The organism is Streptomyces sp. AgN23 (genome assembly GCF_001598115.1).
GTDB classification, from domain to species: domain Bacteria; phylum Actinomycetota; class Actinomycetes; order Streptomycetales; family Streptomycetaceae; genus Streptomyces; species Streptomyces antimycoticus.
The window spans coordinates 5952831-5971285 of the sequence record NZ_CP007153.1 but is presented as its reverse complement, the minus strand read 5'-3'; the positions used below and the strand labels follow the sequence as shown (position 1 = coordinate 5971285).

Sequence of the window (18455 nt, the reverse complement as noted above, 5' to 3'; positions counted from 1 at the left end):
CTGTGATCGCGAACGTATCGGCACACCGGCGGGCGAACGCCTTCGCCAAGGCCCTGGAGGCCCTGGAGGCCCTGGAGAGCAACCACCAGGCCGCCCAGGACAAGACGCCGCAGCAACAGCCAGGTTCCCCATCGGCGGAGAGCGCCGAGCGGAGACGGCTGCTGGCCCTGGCGAGCGGGCTGGGCGAGCTGCCGGCACCGACACTGGACCCGGAGGTCCGCGTAACCCAGCGGGCGCAGTTGCTCGCCGCCATGGAGGCGGCCTTCGCCGAGGGCGCGCCACGCGTGCCCGAGCAGCGCCGCCGCACCGGCGGCGCCCACCGCGCCAAACCCCCGGTGGCAAGACTGCGCCCCCGTTCCCGCTGGTCCAAGGGGCTTGCGGCCGGGGGGCTCACCGTCGGAGTCGCGGCGGGTGCCTTCGGCGGCGTCGCCGCGGCCAGCTCGGACGCGCTGCCGGGCGACACCCTCTACGGGTTCAAGCGCGGCATGGAGGACCTCAAGCTGGAGATGGCGGACGGCGACACCGACCGGGGCCGGATCTATCTGGACCAGGCGTCGACGCGGATGAGCGAGGCGCGCCGGCTGATGGAGCGCACCCGCACCGGTGATCTGGACCATGACTCGCTGGGCGAGATCCGCCGGGCCCTGGCCGGGATGCGCCATGACGCCTCCGAGGGCCACCGGCTGCTGCACCAGGTCTACGAGCGGGACGGCTCGCTCGGCCCGATCCAACAACTGTCGTCCTTCTCCCAGGCCCATCGCGGCGGCTGGAGCCGCCTGCGCGAGCAGCTCCCGGTCCAGCTCATGGATGTCGGCGACGAGGTGAACTCGGTCTTCGACGCCATAGACCAAGAGGTCGGCCCGCTGCGGGCGTTGCTGCCCACGAAGAAGGAGCAGCAGGGCCAGACCGGCCACGCGCCCCAGCGCGCCGATGGGGTGACCCCGGGCGACCGTCCGGCGTCCACCTCGGCCACCCCGAGCGGCAGCCGCACCGGCGAGACCACCACCCACCCGCACCCGTCGTCCTCGTCAAGCGCTCACGACCAGAGCGGCGGGCTGGTGGGCGGCGCCGGGGACCTGCTGGACCCGCCGCTCGGCGGCGCGACCCCCAGCCCGTCCACGGGCAAGGGCGACCCGGGCGGCAAGACGTCGTCCCAGCCGGACATCACCATCCCCCCGCTGCTGCCGGACCTGCTGCCGGGCCTGAGCATCGACGGCGACGACACACGGTGAAATAGGCCGGGGGTGGGTGGTGTGCGGCGCACACCACCCACCCCCGGGGCCTCCGGTCAGAAGACCGGGCTCAGAAGAACACCGACCGCCGCTGCACCAGCAGCTTGTAGAGCGTGTGCTGGATCGTTTCTCGTACCTGATCGGTCAGGTTGAACATCAGCATCGGGTCGTCCGCCGCCTCCGGCGGATGCCCGTCGGTGGGGATGGGCTCGCCGAACTGGATCGTCCACTTCGTCGGCAGCGGCACCGCGCCCAGCGGCCCCAGCAGCGGGAAGGTCGGTGTGACCGGGAAGTACGGCAGGCCGAGCAGCCGGGCCAGGGTCTTCGCGTTCCCCACCATCGGGTAGATCTCCTCCGCGCCCACGATCGAGCACGGCACGATCGGCGCCCCCGCGCGCAGCGCGGTCGAGACGAAGCCGCCCCGCCCGAAGCGCTGCAGCTTGTACCGCTCCGAGAACGGCTTGCCGATCCCCTTGAAGCCCTCCGGCATCACTCCCACCACCTCGCCGCGCTCCAGCAGCAGCTGGGCGTCCTCGGAGCAGGCGAGGGTGTGACCCGCCTTGCGCGCCAGCTCGTTGACGACCGGCAGCACGAAGACGAGGTCGGCCGCGAGCAGCCGCAGATGGCGCTTGGCCGGGTGGTTGTCGTGCACCGCGACCTGGAGCATCAGCCCGTCGAGCGGCAGCACCCCGGAGTGGTTGGCGACGACGAGCGCACCGCCGCTGTCGGGGATGTTCTCGATCCCCTTCACCTCGACCCGGAAGTACTTCTCGTACAGCGGACGGAGCAGGGACATCAGGACCTGCTCGGTCAGATCGTGGTCGTAGCCGAAGTCGTCGACCTCGTAGTCCCCGGTGATCCGACGGCGCAGAAAACTCAGCCCATGGGCCAGCTTGCGCTCCCAGTCGCCGCTGCCCGGGGCCTGCTTGGGCGGGCCGGGCGGCAGGGGCGGCACGGCCGCGGCCGCCGTCTGGGGGCGCTGTTCGAGCGCCTCGTCGCGCTGCTGCGGTACGGGCTTGAGCGAGCCCTGGGAGCGACCGCCGCGCCCCAGCCGAGGGACCTTCCTCCGAGAAGACCGGGGCTCCTCACCGAACGGAATGACCTTGGCGTCCGCCATGGTGGTTGCGCTCCTCACGTCTGGGCGCCGGCGGGCAGCAGCGCGGCGAGCCGATCGATGGTACGGGCGAGGGTCTCGGGCGGGAGCAGCCCGGGACCACGGCTGTGCGCATAGTCCGCGAGGGCACCGGCGGTGGTGTGCTCGGGTTCGAATCCCAGGGTCTCGCGCATCTGGTTGGTGGCCACGACCCGGCCGTGGGTGAGCAGCCGGATCTGCTCGGGCGAGAAGTCGGTGATGCCGAGGGACCGCAGCGCGGTACGGGCCCATCGCAAGGTGGGCAGCAGCAGCGGCAGGGTCGGGCGGCCGAGTCGCCGGGCGGCCTGGGAGAGCAGCAGCACCCCGTCTCCGGCGATATTGAACGTGCCGCTGTTGAGCGTGGACCGGCGCGGCTCGGAGGCCCCGATCCGCAGCACCTCGATGGCGTCCTTCTCATGGACGAACTGCAGCCGCGGGTCATAGCCGATGACGGTGGGCAGCACGGGCAGCGCGAAGTACTCGGCGAGCGGTGAGTCCGCGCAGGGCCCCAGGATGTTGGCGAAGCGCAGCACGCACACCGCGACATCGGGGCGGCGCCGGGCGAAACCGCGGACATATCCCTCGACCTCGACGGTGTCCTTGGCGAAGCCGCCGCTCGGCAGGGATTTGGGCGGGGTGGTCTCGCTGAAGACGGCGGGGTCGCGGGGCGCGGAGCCGTACACGTTGGTGCTGGACTTCACCACCAGCCGCTGCACCGACGGGGCCTTCTGGCAGGCGCCGAGGAGCTGCATGGTGCCGATGACATTGGTCTCCTTGATCGAGGCGCGATTGCCGCGCGCCCCCAGCGGAGTCCCGTTGATATCCATGTGGACGACCGTGTGGACGCCGTATTCGGCGAGCAGTTTCCCGATCGTGGGATGACGGATATCGGCCCGGACGAAGTCGGCGCCGCCGAGGTGGTGTTCGGGCGGTACGGCGTCCACGCCGATCACCCGCTCCACATCGGGTTCGCGCTGTATGCGCCGGACGAAACGGCCTCCCAGCCGGCGAGCGACCCCGGTGACGAGCACGACCTTTCCCAAGATCAGCGCCTTCCTTCCCACCCTCGTCCGAGCTGGGCTGTGCCGAACACCGTAACCGCTCGGTGTTGCGCTGTGATGACCACTCGCCGCGCGATGCGCGTTTTACGCCGGGGCCGCAGGGGCCGCCGTGGCGCAGACCCGTGCCACACACGCACCGCAGCCCTTCCACCGGTGGTGGAAGGGCTGCGGGACGAACACAGCGTCGCTTGCTTACTTCTTGTTGCGACGCTGGACGCGCGTGCGCTTGAGCAGCTTGCGGTGCTTCTTCTTCGCCATCCGCTTGCGCCGCTTCTTGATAACAGAGCCCACGACTACCCTCGCTCACTTCGATTCACTCGGTGCGGGGCGTCCGAGCCCACACGACCTACATCGGGCCAGCCTACCCGCCGCCGAGCGAACCACGTAATCCGAGGGTCCTCCCCGGGCCCGGAAAGCGCCTAGGCGGACTCCACCCCCACATACGATTCGCGGAGGTATTCATGAACCGCTTGCTCTGGGACCCGGAAAGACCTGCCCACCCGGATCGCCGGCAGATGACCGCTGTGCACCAGGCGGTACACGGTCATCTTGGACACTCGCATCACCGAGGCGACTTCCGCCACGGTCAGAAACTGAACCTCGTTCAGAGGCCGTTCGCCAGCAGCCATGACACAACACCTGAACCTTCCGCACATGTCGGGCACCGGCTTCCCCTCCGGTGACTCCTTGTCGCATGCGCGCTCCACCCCAGGTTAGGGGCGGGTGATGCAAGTGGGGAAGAGGAGTAGCGATCGGACGCCTACTGTGACAGACACGCTCGATTGAGTACATAGCGAGTAAGCGGCCGGTAGTAACCAGACCGCACAGCGTCATCAAGCGGAACGGCGACGGACACCCGCCCCTCGGCCTCCCCGACGAACAGCGCGGGGTCGTCCGTATCCCCTAGCCCGATGGCCTCAAAGCCGAGCTGACCTGCACCGCAGACCCATCCGTGGTCCCCGATGACCAGTCCCGGCAGCGGACCGCCGGACTCCGCGGCAGAGCCCAGCGCGACTCGAACCGGGAGCGGCGAATGGCTGTGGGCGCCCGGCTCACTCAAGGTCGGGCGAGCGCCGGGCGCCTGCACCATCGCAATACCTCGTACGTAGGCGAGCCGGTGGGTACGTACGCCGAACCGCGTCGTTATGTCGATACATCTACCGTGCGCGGGAGTGAGGACACGGCAGCCCGCCGCCGAGAGTGCCGACGCCAACGCGGCGTAGAAACCGAGGAGACGGTGGGGGTGGCCGGTGCCGAGGAGCACGGGGAGCCGGGCCTGGGCGGCGGCGCGCAGCCGGTCCGCGAAGGCATGCAGCGCGGCGATCGTCAGCTCTGGATCGATCACATCCGGCCCCGAAACATTGGCCGGGTCGACCGAAACCCCACATTTGGCGCCCATCAGGCTGAGCAATTCCGTAAAGGACCAGTCGTATTCGGGCTCCAGACCGAGCAGCACCCGGGGGTCCCGGGCGGCGAAGAGCCGATAGCGGCGCAGGCTCTCCTCCCGGCTCGTCGCCACGGGTCCGGCGAGCCGCGCCGCCAGCAGATGCGCGCGCAGCGCGGCAGTACTCAGCACGTCACCGATGCTGACGGACGCACCCGGCCGGCCGCCCGGTTATGCCGCCAGACCCCACGGTTGGCGTAACGCCCGTTTGGTCAGCCCCCCGTCCGGGCGTTCCCGATCAGCGCGGAGAGGCTTTTCGCGGGGCGATTCACGGAAGCAGCCCGTGGTGCGGGAAGACCGCCCGGCGCGTCGCCAGGATCGCCTGGTCCAGCCGGTCCGCCGGGTCGTAGCCGGACTCGGCGAACTCCCGCCAGCTCGGCACCCGCCCGTCCGTCATCCGCCGCGGCGCGTCCATCCGGGTCCGCCGGTACACCTCCTGCCGCCACTCCTCCGGCACCGGCGTGGTGGCCTCGACCGGCCGTCCCGCCGCGATCGCGACCAGATGCGTCCAGGACCGCGGCACCACGTCCACCACCGCATAGCCGCCGCCCCCGAGCGCGACCCAGCGCCCGTCCGCGTGCTCATGCGCCAGCCGGTGACAGCTCTCGGCGACCGCCCGCTGTGCGTCGACCGTCACCGCCAAGTGGGCCAGCGGGTCCTCGACATGAGTGTCCGCGCCATGCTGGGTCACCAGCACCTGCGGACGGAACGCCGCCAGCAGCTCCGGCACCACCGCGTGAAAGGCCCGCAGCCATCCCTCGTCCGAGGTCCCGGCCGGCAGCGCCACATTGACCGCCGAGCCCTCGGCGCCCTCCCCGCCCACCTCCTCCGGCCAGCCGGTCTGCGGGAACAGGGTCCGGGGGTGCTCGTGCAGCGAGATCGTCAGCACCCGCGGATCGTCCCAGAACGCCGCCTGGACCCCGTCCCCGTGATGGACATCCACATCCACATACGCGACCCGCTCCGCGCCCAGCTCCAAGAGCCGCGCGACCGCCAGCGCCGCGTCGTTGTAGATGCAGAACCCGGAGGCGCCCCGGGGCATCGCATGGTGCAGCCCGCCCGCGAAGTTCACCGCGTGCAGCGCCTCTCCGCGCCAGACGTCCTCGGCCGCGCCGACCGACTGCCCGGCGATCAGCGCGGACGCCTCGTGCATCCCCGCGAAGGCCGGATCGTCGATCGTCCCCAGGCCGTACGAACCATCCGCCGATTCCGGGGCGGCCGAGGCGCGCCGTACCGCCTCGATGTACTCCTGCCCGTGGACCAGGCGCAGCGTCGACTCCCCGGCCGGCTTGGCGGCCACCACGTGGACCGCCCGATCCAGCCCGTACGCCTGCACCAACCGCATGGTCAGTGCCAGCCGCACCGGGTCCATCGGGTGCCCGGCGCCGAAGTCGTATCCGGTTACTTCCTCATCCCACATCAACTGTGCGCGGCCGCTCATGCCCGTCACCGTATCCGGCTGGTACAGGGGTGAACGACCTCGCGTACCGGATCGTCACCAGCACGAGCGCCATCGGCACCAGCATCGCCGCCCGATAGTTCCACGCACCGCCCAGTGCGCCGACGAGCGGTGAGCCGATGAGGAAGCCCACGTAGTTGAAGATATTGAGGCGTGCGACCGCGGCATCGGACGCCCCGGGGAAGAGCCGCCCCGCGGCCGCGAAGGTCTGCGGCACCAGCACGCACAACCCCAGCCCCAGCAGCGTGAACCCGCCCATCCCCACCCATGGGCCGGGCGCCGCCGCGACCACCGCGAAACCGGCGCCGGCGAGCAGCGCCCCGGCCCGGACCACGGCGACCGCGCCGAAGCGCCGCACCCCGAAGTCGCCGAAAGAGCGGCCGAGGAGCGTGGTGACCATATAGACGTTGTACGGGACCGTGGCCAGCTGCTCGGAGCTGTGCAGCACGTCCTCCAGATACTTGGCGCTCCAGTTGGAGACGGTGGAGTCCCCGATATAGGCGAAGGCCATGACGAGACAGAGCGGCAGCAGCGCCCGCATGCTCACGGCGGCGCCGTGGTCGTCGGCTTGGTGATCGGCTTGGTTATCGGCTGGGTGATCGCCTTGGCGGTCCACGTACCAGCGGCCGGCGATGAGCGCGACGGGCACCAGGGTGGCCACCAGCGGCGCGTAGAGCGTGGGCAGCGGCAGGTCCCAGTGCGCGCCCACCCAGGCGAGGGAGGCCCCGGCGATCCCGCCCAGGCTGTACGCGCCGTGGAAGCCGAGCATGATGCTGCGGCCGTACGCGCGCTGCAGGCTCACCCCGAGCATGTTCATCGACGCGTCGAGCGCTCCGACGGTCAGCCCGAACACCGCGAGGGCCGCCGCGAGCTGCCACACCGTCGTACCCGATCCGGCGGCCAGCAGGGCGACGGAGACGACGGGCTGGACCGCGCGGAGGACCAGCCCCGGGCGCATCCGCTTGACGAGATGCTCGGTGCCGACGCTGCCCACGCCGGCGAGGATCGGCACGGCGGCCAGGAAGAGGGGCAGCAGCCCATCGGATATCCCGTACCGATCCTGCAGCGCGGGTATGCGCGTCACCAGCAGAGCGAAGATCGCGCCCTGGACGAAGAAACTGATGGCCAATGAGGCCCGGCCCTGCCGAAGCCGGCGGCTCGGACGCGAATCCGTCATGGCCGTGGAGCGTACGGCCCCGGACTACTTGTGGGTAGAGGTGAGCAACCCTCGCAGTTCGGCCATGTGGACGAAACGGTCACGGGCCGCGGCGAGCTTGGCGGCGGGTGTCATGGCCGTGTAGCCGTACACATCCATCCCGGCGGCCACGGCGGCCTGGACCCCGAGCGGGCTGTCCTCGACGACGGCACAGCGCTCGGGCGCCACCCCCATCCGCTCGGCCGCGTGCAGAAACAGATCCGGGGCGGGCTTGCCCCGGCCCACATCCTCGGAGCTGAAGATGTGGTCCTCACCGAAGAGGTCGTACAGCCCGGTCGTACGGAGGGCGACGCGGATGCGCTCATGGCTTCCGGAGGAGGCGACGCAGTACGGAACGCCGTCGGCCCGCAGCTTCTCCAGCACCTCGGACACCCCGGCCACCGGCTGCAGCTCCTGGCGGAAGGCGTCGAAGACCCGGTCGTGGAAGGTGGTGTCGAAGTCCGGCGGCAGCCGCCGGCCCGAGCGCTCGAGGACCAGTTCGTGGATGCGATGCATGGCGGAGCCCATGTAGTCGCGTATGGAGTCCTCGTAGCTGGTGGGGTGCCCCAACTCGGTCAGGTAAGCGGCGAGATGCCGATTGGAGATGGGCTCGCTGTCGACGAGCACTCCATCGTTGTCGAAGATCACCAGGTCATAGCGCATGCGGCCAGCCTACAAACTGAAATGAGAAAAGCCCGGTCGGGAGCCGAAGCTCCCGACCGGGCTTTTCTTAAAAATTGTTCGGCGGTGTCCTACTCTCCCACAGGGTCCCCCCTGCAGTACCATCGGCGCTGAAAGGCTTAGCTTCCGGGTTCGAAATGTAACCGGGCGTTTCCCTAACGCTATGACCACCGAAACACTATGAAACAGACACCGGAACCACACCCCAAACAAGAGGGGGGTTCAATACGGTTCATTGCTTCAGAACCAACACAGTGGACGCGAGCACCTGAGGACAAGCCCTCGGCCTATTAGTACCAGTCAACTCCACCAGTTACCCGGCTTCCATATCTGGCCTATCAACCCAGTCGTCTACTGGGAGCCTTAACCCATCAAGTGGGTGGGAGTCCTCATCTCGAAGCAGGCTTCCCGCTTAGATGCTTTCAGCGGTTATCCCTCCCGAACGTAGCCAACCAGCCATGCCCTTGGCAGAACAACTGGCACACCAGAGGTTCGTCCGTCCCGGTCCTCTCGTACTAGGGACAGCCCTTCTCAAGACTCCTACGCGCACAGCGGATAGGGACCGAACTGTCTCACGACGTTCTAAACCCAGCTCGCGTACCGCTTTAATGGGCGAACAGCCCAACCCTTGGGACCGACTCCAGCCCCAGGATGCGACGAGCCGACATCGAGGTGCCAAACCATCCCGTCGATATGGACTCTTGGGGAAGATCAGCCTGTTATCCCCGGGGTACCTTTTATCCGTTGAGCGACGGCGCTTCCACAAGCCACCGCCGGATCACTAGTCCCGACTTTCGTCCCTGCTCGACCCGTCGGTCTCACAGTCAAGCTCCCTTGTGCACTTACACTCAACACCTGATTGCCAACCAGGCTGAGGGAACCTTTGGGCGCCTCCGTTACCCTTTAGGAGGCAACCGCCCCAGTTAAACTACCCACCAGACACTGTCCCTGATCCGGATCACGGACCCAGGTTAGACATCCAGCACGACCAGAGTGGTATTTCAACAATGACTCCACACTAACTGGCGTTAATGCTTCACAGTCTCCCACCTATCCTACACAAGCCGAACCGAACACCAATATCAAGCTATAGTAAAGGTCCCGGGGTCTTTCCGTCCTGCTGCGCGAAACGAGCATCTTTACTCGTAGTGCAATTTCACCGGGCCTATGGTTGAGACAGTCGAGAAGTCGTTACGCCATTCGTGCAGGTCGGAACTTACCCGACAAGGAATTTCGCTACCTTAGGATGGTTATAGTTACCACCGCCGTTTACTGGCGCTTAAGTTCTCAGCTTCGCCACACCGAAATGTGACTAACCGGTCCCCTTAACGTTCCAGCACCGGGCAGGCGTCAGTCCGTATACATCGCCTTACGGCTTCGCACGGACCTGTGTTTTTAGTAAACAGTCGCTTCTCGCTGGTCTCTGCGGCCACCACCAGCTCACCGAGTAAATCGGATCACCAACAATGGCCCCCCTTCTCCCGAAGTTACGGGGGCATTTTGCCGAGTTCCTTAACCATAGTTCACCCGAACGCCTCGGTATTCTCTACCTGACCACCTGAGTCGGTTTAGGGTACGGGCCGCCATGAAACTCGCTAGAGGCTTTTCTCGACAGCATAGGATCATCCACTTCACCACAATCGGCTCGGCATCAGGTCTCACCCACAACAAGGAACGGATTTACCTACTCCTCGGGCTACACCCTTACCCCGGGACAACCACCGCCCGGGCTGGACTACCTTCCTGCGTCACCCCATCACTCACCTACTACAGGTCTGGACCGTCGGCTCCACCACTCCCCTCAACTCCGAAGAGATCAGGGCGGCTTCACGGACTTAGCATCGCCTGGTTCGACGTTGGCGCTTCAAAGCGGGTACCGGAATATCAACCGGTTGTCCATCGACTACGCCTGTCGGCCTCGCCTTAGGTCCCGACTTACCCTGGGCAGATCAGCTTGACCCAGGAACCCTTAGTCAATCGGCGCACACGTTTCCCACGTGTGTATCGCTACTCATGCCTGCATTCTCACTCGTGAACCATCCACAACTCGCTTACACGGCTGCTTCACCCGGCACACGACGCTCCCCTACCCATCACAGCGATCGTTAGACCACATGCTGCAATGACACGACTTCGGCGGTACGCTTGAGCCCCGCTACATTGTCGGCGCGGAATCACTTGACCAGTGAGCTATTACGCACTCTTTCAAGGATGGCTGCTTCTAAGCCAACCTCCTGGTTGTCTCTGCGACTCCACATCCTTTCCCACTTAGCGTACGCTTAGGGGCCTTAGTCGATGCTCTGGGCTGTTTCCCTCTCGACCATGGAGCTTATCCCCCACAGTCTCACTGCCGCGCTCTCACTTACCGGCATTCGGAGTTTGGCTAAGGTCAGTAACCCGGTAGGGCCCATCGCCTATCCAGTGCTCTACCTCCGGCAAGAAACACACGACGCTGCACCTAAATGCATTTCGGGGAGAACCAGCTATCACGGAGTTTGATTGGCCTTTCACCCCTAACCACAGGTCATCCCCCAGGTTTTCAACCCTGGTGGGTTCGGTCCTCCACGAAGTCTTACCTCCGCTTCAACCTGCCCATGGCTAGATCACTCCGCTTCGGGTCTTGAGCGCGCTACTAAACCGCCCTATTCGGACTCGCTTTCGCTACGGCTTCCCCACACGGGTTAACCTCGCAACACACCGCAAACTCGCAGGCTCATTCTTCAAAAGGCACGCAGTCACGAGACACCAGCAAGCTGATGTCCGACGCTCCCACGGCTTGTAGGCACACGGTTTCAGGTACTATTTCACTCCGCTCCCGCGGTACTTTTCACCATTCCCTCACGGTACTATCCGCTATCGGTCACCAGGGAATATTTAGGCTTAGCGGGTGGTCCCGCCAGATTCACACGGGATTTCTCGGGCCCCGTGCTACTTGGGAAATACTCAAGCAAGTTGCCGACATTTCAGCTACGGGGGTCTTACCCTCTACGCCGGGCCTTTCGCATGCCCTTCGCCTACATCAACAATTTCTGACTCACCGACCGGCCGGCAGACCGATCAAGAGCACTCCCACAACCCCGTACGCGCAACCCCTGCCGGGTATCACACACATACGGTTTAGCCTCATCCAGTTTCGCTCGCCACTACTCCCGGAATCACGGTTGTTTTCTCTTCCTGCGGGTACTGAGATGTTTCACTTCCCCGCGTTCCCTCCACATACCCTATGTGTTCAGGTATGGGTGACAGCCCATGACGACTGCCGGGTTTCCCCATTCGGACACCCCCGGATCAAAGCTCGGTTGACAGCTCCCCGGGGCCTATCGCGGCCTCCCACGTCCTTCATCGGTTCCTGGTGCCAAGGCATCCACCGTGCGCCCTTAAAAACTTGGCCACAGATGCTCGCGTCCACTGTGCAGTTCTCAAACAACGACCCGTACCCCGTCACCCACACTTCCGCATGGTTCACCGGGACCGGCCGAAGGAACAGGCAACTTTCCAGCCCGTACCCTCAGACACCCAACAGCGTGCCCGACGTCATCTCTCCACTCGCTCTGTGTTCCACGCCGAAGCAGTACTGACAGAGAAGAGCATCCAGACGATGCCGAATAGTCAACGTTCCACCCATGAGCAAACCGTGCGAGACATGCGCTCGCAGTCGGCTATGCGCTCCTTAGAAAGGAGGTGATCCAGCCGCACCTTCCGGTACGGCTACCTTGTTACGACTTCGTCCCAATCGCCAGTCCCACCTTCGACGGCTCCCCCCACAAGGGTTGGGCCACCGGCTTCGGGTGTTACCGACTTTCGTGACGTGACGGGCGGTGTGTACAAGGCCCGGGAACGTATTCACCGCAGCAATGCTGATCTGCGATTACTAGCGACTCCGACTTCATGGGGTCGAGTTGCAGACCCCAATCCGAACTGAGACCGGCTTTTTGAGATTCGCTCCACCTCACGGCTTCGCAGCTCATTGTACCGGCCATTGTAGCACGTGTGCAGCCCAAGACATAAGGGGCATGATGACTTGACGTCGTCCCCACCTTCCTCCGAGTTGACCCCGGCAGTCTCCTGTGAGTCCCCATCACCCCGAAAGGCATGCTGGCAACACAGAACAAGGGTTGCGCTCGTTGCGGGACTTAACCCAACATCTCACGACACGAGCTGACGACAGCCATGCACCACCTGTACACCGACCACAAGGGGGCCCCTGTCTCCAGAGGTTTCCGGTGTATGTCAAGCCTTGGTAAGGTTCTTCGCGTTGCGTCGAATTAAGCCACATGCTCCGCCGCTTGTGCGGGCCCCCGTCAATTCCTTTGAGTTTTAGCCTTGCGGCCGTACTCCCCAGGCGGGGAACTTAATGCGTTAGCTGCGGCGCGGACGACGTGGAATGTCGCCCACACCTAGTTCCCAACGTTTACGGCGTGGACTACCAGGGTATCTAATCCTGTTCGCTCCCCACGCTTTCGCTCCTCAGCGTCAGTATCGGCCCAGAGATCCGCCTTCGCCACCGGTGTTCCTCCTGATATCTGCGCATTTCACCGCTACACCAGGAATTCCGATCTCCCCTACCGAACTCTAGCCTGCCCGTATCGAATGCAGACCCGGGGTTAAGCCCCGGGCTTTCACATCCGACGCGACAAGCCGCCTACGAGCTCTTTACGCCCAATAATTCCGGACAACGCTTGCGCCCTACGTATTACCGCGGCTGCTGGCACGTAGTTAGCCGGCGCTTCTTCTGCAGGTACCGTCACTCTCGCTTCTTCCCTGCTGAAAGAGGTTTACAACCCGAAGGCCGTCATCCCTCACGCGGCGTCGCTGCATCAGGCTTTCGCCCATTGTGCAATATTCCCCACTGCTGCCTCCCGTAGGAGTCTGGGCCGTGTCTCAGTCCCAGTGTGGCCGGTCGCCCTCTCAGGCCGGCTACCCGTCGTCGCCTTGGTAGGCCATCACCCCACCAACAAGCTGATAGGCCGCGGGCTCATCCTGCACCGCCGGAGCTTTCCACACGCATCCCATGCGGGAGCGTGTCATATCCGGTATTAGACCCCGTTTCCAGGGCTTGTCCCAGAGTGCAGGGCAGATTGCCCACGTGTTACTCACCCGTTCGCCACTAATCCCCGGCCGAAACCGGTTCATCGTTCGACTTGCATGTGTTAAGCACGCCGCCAGCGTTCGTCCTGAGCCAGGATCAAACTCTCCGTGAATGCTTCCGGGATATCCCGGCAACACATCACGAGAGCGGAGCAGACCGGAGGAATAATCCAGTCCGCTCACAGCGTCCTCGCTGTGTATTTTTCCAAAGGAACCTCGTCCGAGATGGACGGGGTATCAACATATCTGGCGTTGACTTTTGGCACGCTGTTGAGTTCTCAAGGAACGGACGCTTCCTTCGTAACCGTTTCACCGGTTTCTCCGGGCGCTTCCCTTCGGTGTTTCCAACCTTACCAGATCCGTTTTCCGTTCCGTTTCCGGTCCGAATTCCGTTTCCGGCCCCCTGCTGGAGCGGGGTCTTTCGCACCTTCCGGCGTGATCACTACTTTAGCGGATTCCCCCGGATGCTCATAATCGAGCTTCCCGATCCGAATTCCGGCATGCCGAAATCCATCCCAATGAGGGGCCGTGCAGAAGTGGTTTGCCGCCGGTGCGGCTCGAGTGGCTGCCGCGTTTCCCCGCAGGGCTCCGTGGCAACTCGGTGAACAGTACACGACGCCCCGAGGACCATCAAACTCATGGCCGGACGCCCCGTCAGGGCGTACCGTCTAGGGCATGACGAGCGCATGTGTACACCCACGGTGGTGGGCCGCCTGACGGCGGCCGCCTCTATCAACACATGCGCAACCACGGCCGCCGCTCCGGCGGCCGTTCGCGTATCTCCTCCCCGCGAAGCCCGGCCGGCCGGGTCGGCGGTCCCGACACAGCGGGAGATGGCAGAGAGATGACGGAGACGAAGACGGCACGGCGCCGGATCTTCAGTGGGATCAAACCGAGTGGGCATCTGACCCTCGGCAACTACCTCGGGGCCGTACGCCGGTGGGTTCAGGAGGACCAGCACCGTGCCGACGCGCTGTTCTGCGTCGTCGATCTGCACGCGCTCACGGTCGAACACGACCCGGCGCGGGTGCGGCGGCTCACCCGCCAGGCCGCCACGCTGCTGCTGGCCTCGGGGCTCGACCCCGAGCAGTGCACGCTGTTCGTCCAGAGCCAGGTGGATGAGCACGCGCGGCTGTCCTATCTCATGGAGTGCACGGCCACCGACGGCGAGATGCGGCGGATGATCCAGTACAAGGAGAAGGCCGTGCGGGAGCAGGCGAGAGGGCGGAGCGTACGACTGTCGCTGCTCACCTATCCGGCGCTGATGGCGGCCGACATCCTCGCCTATGGCACGCATGAGGTGCCCGTCGGCGAGGACCAGACGCAACATGTCGAGCTCGCCCGGGATCTGGCGCAGCGGTTCAACCAGCGGTACGGACCGGTCTTCACCGTGCCCCGGGCCACTCAGCCACGGGTCTCGGCGCGGGTGATGGATCTGCAGGACCCCACCTCGAAGATGGGGAAGTCGCATGCGGAGACGGCGGGCATCGTCTATCTGCTCGATGAGCCGGATGTGGTGCGGAAGAAGATCATGCGGGCCGTCACGGACAGCGGAACCGAGGTGCGGTACGACCGGACGGAGCAGCCGGGGGTGGCCAATCTGCTGGATGTGCTCGCGTCGTGCACCGATGGAAAGCCGGAGGTGCTGGCCGAGGAGTTCAGCTCGTACGGGGCGCTGAAGGGTGCCACGGCGGAGGCGGTGCTGGAGGTGCTGCGGCCGCTTCAGGCCCGGCACGCGGAGCTGTGCGCCGACCCCTCTTATATGGACGGGGTGCTGCGGGCCGGGGCCGAGCGGGCGCGCGGGCTGGCCCGGCCCCGGGTGGACGAGGCGTATGCGGCGGTCGGGCTGCTGCCGCCTGCCTGACCAGAGCGGCCGGGCGCCGGACACCTGACCGAAGCGACCTGGCGCCGGGCGCCTGACCAGAGCGATGGGCGCCCGGCCGGCCGGTCTCAGCCGTTACCGGAGGCGAGTTCGCGGCTGCGGTCGCGGGCCGCCTCCAGCGCGGCGATCAGCGCGGCGCGCACACCGTGGCTCTCGAGCTCGCGGATGGCGTTGATCGTGGTGCCCGCCGGGGAGGTCACCGCCTCCCGGAGCTTGACCGGGTGCTGATCGCTGTCGCGCAGCATCACCGCGGCGCCGATGGCCGCCTGGACGATCAGGTCATGGGCCTTGTCGCGGGGCAGGCCCAGCAGGATGCCCGCGTCGGTCATGGCCTCGACGAGGAAGTAGAAGTAGGCCGGGCCGGAGCCGGAGAGGGCGGTCGCGGCGTCCTGCTGGGACTCGGGGACGCGCAGGGTCTTGCCGACGCCGCCGAAGATCGCCTCGGTGTGGGCGAGGTGCTCCTCGGTGGCGTGGCTGCCCGCCGAGATGACGGACATGGCCTCGTCGACCAGTGCGGGGGTGTTGGTCATCACACGGACGACCGGGGTGCCGGCGGCCAGGCGCGCCTCGAAGAAGGAGGTGGGGATGCCGGCGGCGCCGGAGATCACCAGCCGGTCGGCGGGGACGTGCGGGGCGAGCTGATCGAGCAGGGCGCCCATGTCCTGCGGTTTGACGGTGAGGATGAGGGTGTCGGCGGACTTGGCGGCCTCGGCGTTGGAGACGGCCTCGACGCCGTGGCGCGAGCGGAGCTCCTCGGCGCGCTCGGGGCGGCGGGCCGTCACCAGGAGGTCGGACGGCGACCAGCCACCTCGGATCATTCCGCTGAGAAGTGCCTCACCAATCTTTCCCGTGCCGAGCACGGCGACCTTCTCCGTCATAGTGCGGCTCTCCTCATACCTGAGCGGGTCGTGCTGTGCTGCATGTGTGTTCTCCGCCATCTTCCCACGGGTGGCCTATTTCCTACGGCTTTTATGAATTACTTATTCGTCGTTCGATGAATTAAAACTTTCGCGCCATCCGGCGTGCCCGGGAGGCCGCTTTGCGCCCGCGCCTATAGGGGCGCCCGGAACCAAGCAGTCCTGTTCGATGACTCCGAGTTCACAAGTTGGTTACATATCGACTTGCAAATGGTCACAGTCTCATGGACACAATGGGGGCCGGTGTCTATACGTACGGGAGGGGGGCGATGGTGAGGAGCATTCGGCATACCGCTCACGCACTGGTAACGGCGGTAGCCGTGTTGCTTGCCCTCTTCATCGCGGCTGATTGCGCGTCCGCGCAGGTCATCCATCCCGAAACGAGCAGCGTCACCGCTTCGGCCGATCTGCGGCAGGCCACCAAATCATGGGTCTCCGCGCACGGCGACAACGGAACAGAAGACTGCAAGGGGCTTCGCGGACGAGCCCCGCTGACCGCTCCCACACCGAGCGGCAAATACGGATGTGTGTGCGGTTGCGACACTGGTGTTCCGGTGCCGCGTACCGCCATCTCCACATCGGTCACCGAACGGCAAGCCGTTCCGGTGTCGAGATCGGGCGAGCTGCCCGTCATCCTCCAGATCTTCCGCTGCTGAGAGCCACACCGCCGTTGCCCGGCGGTTCGTCTCGCACCATTTCCGCGCTTTTCACGCTTCTCACGCAAGCGATCTCAACCGCCAGCGACCGATTCCATCGATCCCACTGACGTAGCGCTATGCCGTGCCCCCGCCTGCCCATGAGCCGGTGACGGGGCGCACTGGAGGCAGCCCTCATGCGAAACTCTCTCCTTGACCGTTTCCGTGGTGCCGGAGGCACCCCAGGCTCATCCGGCGCCGGAACATTCCGCGCCGACTTCACCGCTTCTCTCGTCGTCTTCCTCGTCGCCGTGCCCCTGTGCGTGGGGGTGGCGGTGGCCTCGGGTGTTCCGGCCGAACTCGGCCTGATCACCGGCATTGTCGGCGGGCTGGTCACCGGTTTCCTGCCGGGCAGCAGCCTGCAGGTCTCCGGCCCGGCCGCCGGTCTGACCGTGTTGGTGTACGAGGCCGTGGAGCAATACGGCGTCGCCGCACTCGGCGTTCTCGTCCTGGTCTCCGGGCTGCTGCAGCTGGCCATGGGCGCGTTCGGCCTCGGCCGCTGGTTCCGGGCGATCTCCGTCGCCGTGGTGCAGGGCATGCTCGCGGGCATCGGCCTGGTGTTGATCGCCGGGCAGCTCTATGCGCTCGCCGATGCCAAGGCGCCGACCAGCGGGCTCGACAAGATCTTCGGCATTCCGGAGCTCATCGGGGACGTGGCCGGTTCCGGCGACGCCCTGAAGGCGGTCGCCGTGGGCGTCGGCACCATCGCCGTCCTGGTGCTGTGGCCGCGTTTCCGCAAGGGCGCCAAGGTGCTGCCCGCGCCGCTGGCGGCCGTCGCGCTCGCCACGGCCTCGACCGTGATCTTCGACCTGCCGATCGCGCGGGTCGAGGTCAAGGGTCTGCTGGACGCCATCCAGCCGCCCGGCGGCGGTGAGTTCCAGGCGCTCGCCGAGGTGGGGGTCATCGGCACCGTGCTCGCCTTCACGCTGATCGCCTCGGCCGAGAGCCTGTTCAGCGCCGCGGCCGTGGACCGGCTGCACGACGGTCCGCGCACCAACTACGACAAGGAGCTCATGGCGCAGGGCGCGGGCAACGCGGTGTGCGGTGTCCTCGGGGCCCTGCCGATGACCGCGGTGATCGTGCGGAGCGCGGCCAATGTGCACGCCGGCGCCAAGACGAAGGCGTCACGGGTGCTGCACGGTGTGTGGCTGCTGATCTTCGCGGTGCTCTTCCCGTCGGCCCTGGGCATCATCCCGGTCGCGACGCTCGCCGGTGTGCTGGTGTACTCCGGCTGGAAGCTGATCCCGACCAAGGACCTGGTGCCGCTGTGGCGGACCCACCGCGGTGAGGCGATCATCCTGATCGTCACCGCCGGCGCGATCGTGATCACCAATATGTTCGAGGGCGTGATCATCGGTCTGCTGATGGCCGTGGCCAAGACGGCCTGGGAGACCTCGCATGTGCATGTCGAGGTCAGCGGGCTCGAGGACGGCGACGACGGCGACCAGCCCCTGCACGTCCGGGTGCGCGGTCACGCGACCTTCCTGCGGCTGCCCAAGCTGCTGGACGAGCTGGAGGGGCTGCCCCGTGAGCGGGAGGTCGAGCTCGACCTGACCGGGCTGCGCCATGTGGACCACGCCTGCGAGATGGCGCTGGCCACCTGGACCGAGCGGCACAACGCGGTGGTCAAGCGGGACACCGCCGTCGAGGAGCGGGTCCCGGCGTAACG

General features: G+C 66.1%; 13 protein-coding genes and 3 rRNA genes. 4 read left to right on the top strand and 12 right to left on the bottom strand.

The features are described from left to right. The first annotated feature begins 2 nt into the window (after positions 1 to 2). Positions 3 to 1232 (top strand): DUF5667 domain-containing protein, encoded by a 1230-nt coding sequence (locus tag AS97_RS25820; RefSeq protein WP_059145105.1) that lies wholly within the window; start codon positions 3 to 5, stop codon positions 1230 to 1232. A 70-nt stretch (positions 1233 to 1302) separates the two neighbouring features. On the opposite strand, the gene AS97_RS25815 is transcribed toward AS97_RS25820, so the two are convergent. From AS97_RS25815 to AS97_RS25765, 11 genes are all read right to left on the bottom strand, one after another. Next, positions 1303 to 2349 (bottom strand): lysophospholipid acyltransferase family protein, encoded by a 1047-nt coding sequence (locus tag AS97_RS25815; RefSeq protein WP_059145106.1) that lies wholly within the window; start codon positions 2347 to 2349, stop codon positions 1303 to 1305. 14 nt (positions 2350 to 2363) lie between these two features. After that, positions 2364 to 3407: an NAD-dependent epimerase/dehydratase family protein gene (locus AS97_RS25810; RefSeq protein WP_059145107.1), complete on the bottom strand. Its 1044-nt coding sequence runs from the start codon at positions 3405 to 3407 to the stop codon at positions 2364 to 2366. 210 nt (positions 3408 to 3617) lie between these two features. Beyond that, complete coding sequence (locus AS97_RS25805) at positions 3618 to 3716, bottom strand: AURKAIP1/COX24 domain-containing protein (RefSeq protein ID WP_003948845.1); 99 nt, start codon at positions 3714 to 3716, stop codon at positions 3618 to 3620. A gap of 128 nt (positions 3717 to 3844) precedes the next feature. Then, complete coding sequence (locus AS97_RS25800) at positions 3845 to 4054, bottom strand: helix-turn-helix domain-containing protein (RefSeq protein ID WP_014053989.1); 210 nt, start codon at positions 4052 to 4054, stop codon at positions 3845 to 3847. A 131-nt stretch (positions 4055 to 4185) separates the two neighbouring features. Then, the gene (locus tag AS97_RS25795; RefSeq protein WP_125755902.1) at positions 4186 to 5001 is read right to left on the bottom strand and encodes a phosphatase; all 816 of its coding nucleotides are present in this window, start codon (positions 4999 to 5001) and stop codon (positions 4186 to 4188) included. A 136-nt stretch (positions 5002 to 5137) separates the two neighbouring features. Then, positions 5138 to 6310, bottom strand: a complete 1173-nt coding sequence (locus AS97_RS25790; RefSeq protein WP_059145109.1) for an acetoin utilization protein AcuC — start codon at positions 6308 to 6310, stop codon at positions 5138 to 5140. Next, positions 6279 to 7505, bottom strand: a complete 1227-nt coding sequence (locus AS97_RS25785) for an MFS transporter (protein ID WP_210565747.1) — start codon at positions 7503 to 7505, stop codon at positions 6279 to 6281. Before AS97_RS25785 ends, AS97_RS25790 begins: the two co-directional genes overlap by 32 nt. A gap of 24 nt (positions 7506 to 7529) precedes the next feature. After that, positions 7530 to 8186: an HAD family hydrolase gene (locus AS97_RS25780; RefSeq protein WP_059145111.1), complete on the bottom strand. Its 657-nt coding sequence runs from the start codon at positions 8184 to 8186 to the stop codon at positions 7530 to 7532. Positions 8187 to 8262: 76 nt separating this feature from the next. Then, positions 8263 to 8379: ribosomal RNA gene (gene rrf, locus AS97_RS25775) — 5S ribosomal RNA — on the bottom strand. Between the two features lie 95 nt (positions 8380 to 8474). Continuing rightward, positions 8475 to 11595: ribosomal RNA gene (locus AS97_RS25770) — 23S ribosomal RNA — on the bottom strand. A gap of 283 nt (positions 11596 to 11878) precedes the next feature. Next, positions 11879 to 13405: ribosomal RNA gene (locus AS97_RS25765) — 16S ribosomal RNA — on the bottom strand. Together the 16S, 23S and 5S rRNA genes form the textbook arrangement of a ribosomal RNA operon. A gap of 731 nt (positions 13406 to 14136) precedes the next feature. Between AS97_RS25765 and trpS the strand changes: the two genes are divergently transcribed. Then, on the top strand, positions 14137 to 15156 hold the full coding sequence (gene trpS, locus AS97_RS25760) for a tryptophan--tRNA ligase (protein WP_059145968.1): 1020 nt from the start codon (positions 14137 to 14139) through the stop codon (positions 15154 to 15156). Positions 15157 to 15242: 86 nt separating this feature from the next. Here trpS and proC read toward each other — a convergent pair whose 3' ends face one another. After that, entirely contained in the window at positions 15243 to 16052 is an 810-nt protein-coding gene (gene proC / locus AS97_RS25755) for a pyrroline-5-carboxylate reductase (protein WP_059145967.1), read from the bottom strand. A 359-nt stretch (positions 16053 to 16411) separates the two neighbouring features. Here proC and AS97_RS25750 point away from each other — a divergent pair, with 359 nt between their 5' ends. Both AS97_RS25750 and AS97_RS25745 read left to right on the top strand, forming a co-directional pair. Next, complete coding sequence (locus tag AS97_RS25750; protein ID WP_236670378.1) at positions 16412 to 16747, top strand: hypothetical protein; 336 nt, start codon at positions 16412 to 16414, stop codon at positions 16745 to 16747. A 176-nt stretch (positions 16748 to 16923) separates the two neighbouring features. Further along, positions 16924 to 18453, top strand: coding sequence for a SulP family inorganic anion transporter (locus AS97_RS25745; protein WP_210565746.1), 1530 nt, complete (start codon positions 16924 to 16926; stop codon positions 18451 to 18453). Positions 18454 to 18455: the final 2 nt, after the last annotated feature.